The following is a 3,764-nucleotide window of genomic DNA, read 5'->3' on the forward strand; positions in this document are numbered from 1 at the left end:
GGGCGGGGGCGGCCGGTGGTGGCCTTCCCGCTGGAGTACGACGCGCTGCCCGGGCTCGGCCACGCCTGCGGGCACAACCTGATCGCGGCGGCCGGCCTCGGCGCGGCGCTGGTGCTGGACGCCGTGTGGGACGGTGCCGACGGCACGGTCCTCGCGGTGGGCACACCGGCCGAGGAGGGCGGTGGAGGCAAGGCGCTGGAGGTGGAGGCGGGCGTCTTCGACGGGGTGGACGCGGCGCTGATGTTCCACCCGGGGGTGTACGACTGGGTGCGGGCCCCGCTGACCGCGCAGGAGCAGTACCGGGTCGCCTTCCGGGGCCGGGCGGCGCATCCGACGGGCAATCCGACCGAGGGCATCGACGCGCTGGCGGCCCTCGTCGAGCTGTTCAACGTGCTGTCGTCGCTCGGCCGGCGGCTGCCGGAGGGCTCCCATGTGCAGGGCATCATCACGCAGGGCGGCACGGCCACGAACATCGTCCCGGAGTACGCGGAGGGGCGGTTCGGGCTGCGGGCGCTGACGACGGCCGCCCTGGACGAGCTGGCCGGGCAGCTGGGCGCGGCCGCCGAGGGGGTGGCCCGGGCGACCGGCACGGGGGTGACCGTGGAGCGGGCGAGCGTGCGCTACGAGCACTTCCGGGACAGCCCGGTGCTGTCCGAGCGGTTCGCCGGGCATCTGGACCGGGCCGGGATCGCCCTCACCGCGCCCGCTCCCGGTGTCTATCTGGGCTCCTCCGACATCGGCAACGTCAGCGGCCGGGTGCCCGCCATCCACCCGTTCGTCGCGATCATGGACGCCGGAGGTTCGGACCACACGCCGGAGTTCGCCGAGGCCGCGGCCTCGCGGCGGGCGCGCCGGGTGCTCCTCGCCGTGGTGGAGGCGCTGGCCTGCACGGCGGCGGACGTACTGGGCGACGCGGATCTGCGCGGCCGGGCCCGGGAAGGGCTGCGCCAGGCCGAGGGGTGAGGCCTGGCGCTGCCCGCGGGCGGTGCCGTACGGGTCCTACGGGAAGGACGTCACCTTGGAGGGAACGGTGTCGGTGCCCGAGGTGGGGGCGCCGGTGCTGTTGACGACGTGGGCGTACTGGCCCTTGCCGCCGAGGGAGATCACCAGCAGGTCGTGCAGCTTGACGCCCGGGGTGACGGGCACCTGGAAGCCGTGTGCCTGGACGATCGACGGATCGGCCGTGAAGTTGCAGTAGCTGCCCAGTCCCCACGCCTCGTGGGTGGTGACGGAGTCGGCGACCTTGTAGGCCGCGTAGCCGACGATGCCGTCATGGGTGACGGCGGCGGCGTTCGGGACGTCGTACGCCTTCTCGTTCTGCAAGAAGATCGTCCGGCCGCGTTCTCCGTTCCAGTAGACGTCGTACTTGTTGAAGTGCTCCACGAACAGGCCGGTGACCAGGACGTCGTCTCCGTTGACGCGCAGTCCGTAGTCGGCGCGGTTGGTGTCCCAGCCGACGCCGCTGCCGTGGTCGGCGCGCCAGATCCAGGTGTGGTCGATGATGACGTCGTCGCTGTCGACCACCACGGAGTTGGTGGCGAGTCCGGGTCCGGCGCCGCCGATGCGGATGAACACGTCCTGCACGGTGGTGGGGTTCGCGGAGTGGTCCGCGCCGGCGCCGGGGGTGCCGACGCGCAGCAGGGTGTCGGAGTTGACCGGGCCCGCGTCGATGAGGAATCCGGCGAGCCGCACGCCGTCGACGTCGGCGACGTGCATCGCGTCGACGCCGTTGTCCGGGATCAGGGTGGCCAGGCCCAGGCCGAGGACGACGGTGTCGGGGCGGGTGACGTCGAGGGTCTGGTCGAGATGGTAGACGCCGGGGGTGAACAGGAGGTTGAGGCCCTGGGCGAGGGCCGCGTTGATGGTGGCGGCGGTGGCGCCGGGCTTGACGATGTAGAAGCGGTCGAGCGGGAGCGAGGTGCCGGCGTTCGCGGGCCAGGAGACTCCGCGGGCGTTCGTGCGCTTGGCCGGGACGAACACCTTGTAGGAGGAGCCGTCCAGGTAGAGGAAGGGCTTCTCGCGGGAGACGGGGGTGGTGTCCAGGGTGGTGTACGGGCCGCTGTCGAAGTTGGTGGCGGGGGCGCCCTGGACACCGGAGAAGGTCATGTTCCACACGCCGTTGGTCCAGCCGCCGACGGAGCTGTCCCGGGTGTACCACTGCTGCTGGGAGTACGGGCCCACGGTGCCGTCGATCCTGGAGTCGGCGATGTAGCCGCCGGAGGCCCAGCCGTAGCCGTTGGGTGCGAGGTTGAGGCCGCCCTTGACGTGGATGCGGCGGAACGGCGCGGCCTGGGCGACGGCCCAGCGGTCGGTGCCGCTCACCGGGTTGAGGGCGAGGTTCTCCGCCGAACGCCAGAAGTTCTGCGTGGCGTTGCCGTTGAACCAGCCGGCGTCGACCGTGACATCGCCGTTGATCTGGGTGTCGTCGGGGTTCAGGCCGAGGCCGGAGATCGAGGTGTAGAAGCCGAGTTGGGCGTTGATGCCGTTGTACGTGCCCGGCTTGAGCAGGAACTGGTAGCGGCCGGTGCCGAACTGGGCGGTCTCCTGCCGGGCGAAGACGTCGTCGAACTTCTGCTGGAGGTTCGGGGTGGAGGGGTCGACGACGATGACGTTCGGGCCGAGGTCGCCGCCGCCCTGGACCGGCGGCAGTCCGCTGGTGCCGGTGTGCACGCCGACCTCCCACAGGGAGTAGCCGTAGCCGGTGCCGCGCGCGGTGCCGTAGATCCGCAGGTACCGTCCGGAGCCGCTGACGTCGTAGGACGCCGTGCCGCCGGTCGCGCCGGTGACGGACTTGAGGGTGCTCCAGTTCTGCCCGTCGGCGGAGGCCTGGATCTGGAAGTCCTTGGCGTAGGCGGCCTCCCAGTTCAGGTCGACCTTGCACAGGTCCTTGACGGCGCCGAGGTCGACCTGGAGCCACTGCGGGTCGGCGGCCTGGCTGGACCAGCGGGTGGCGGTGTCGCCGTCGAAGGCGGCGGAGGCGGGCGTGCCGGCGTTCTCGGTGGAGGAGGCGGTGGCGGTCCTGCCCCTGGCCGCGTTGCCGCTGTCGCAACCCGCCTGGCCGGCGTCCGTGCCGCCGAACACCTGGAACTCCCAGAGGCTGTATCCCCATTGGGTGGCCCGGTGCACGCCGAGCATCCGGACGTAGCGGCCCCGGCCGGAGACGTCGAGGGTGTCGGTGCCTCCGTCGGAGCCGGTGACGGACTTCAGGTCGGTCCAGGCCGTGCCGTCCTGGGAGATCTGGACCTTGTAGTCCTTGCCGTAGGCGGCCTCCCAGTCGAGTTCCACCCGGGTGACCGAGGCGGTGACGCCCAGGTCGACCTGGAGCCACTGGTCGTCGCCGGCGGCCGAGGACCACCGGGTGCCCGTGTCGCCGTCGACGGCCTTGCCGGCCGCGGTGCCGGCGTTCTCCACGGACGACGCGGTGGCCGTCTTCCCCTGGGACAGGGGGATTTCGGCCGCGCGGGCCGAGGGGTGGGTGGCGGGCAGGGCGATCAGCGCGGCCGTTGCGGCCAGCGCGGCACCCAGGGGTCTCCATCTCATCTGCGGCTCCAGACATGGCGGGGCCGACTCACCGGCCCCACGGCTTAGTTCAGGTTTTGATTTAAGTGATGAACCAAGCCGGCCACAAGACTTCGGACACCACCTCCTTCGGGGCGGGGACTCCTGGGCCGTGGCGCGTCAGGCCCGGGACGGGGTGAACGACAGGGTCTGTTCGGCGGCGGCGCCGGTGGAAGGCCAGTTCCACCGGGTGGCCCCACGGACGG

The 3,764-nt window shown here is 71.9% G+C and carries 2 protein-coding genes; one reads left to right on the forward strand and one right to left on the reverse strand.

Features of this window, described 5'->3' with window-relative positions; translation table 11 throughout:
• Nucleotides 1-963 (forward strand): amidohydrolase (locus tag H5J33_RS26925; protein WP_181797440.1); only part of this gene is annotated, 963 nt, incomplete at its 5' end.
• Nucleotides 964-999: 36 nt separating this feature from the next.
• Here the strand turns inward: H5J33_RS26925 and H5J33_RS26930 are convergent.
• Nucleotides 1,000-3,540 carry a discoidin domain-containing protein gene (locus H5J33_RS26930; protein ID WP_181797441.1) on the reverse strand — a complete coding sequence of 847 codons (2,541 nt, stop codon included), beginning with the start codon at nucleotides 3,538-3,540 and terminating at the stop codon, nucleotides 1,000-1,002.
• Nucleotides 3,541-3,764 lie beyond the last annotated feature (224 nt).

It is taken from the genome of Streptomyces sp. WELS2, from assembly GCF_013870595.1.
In the GTDB taxonomy this organism is placed as follows: domain Bacteria; phylum Actinomycetota; class Actinomycetes; order Streptomycetales; family Streptomycetaceae; genus Streptomyces.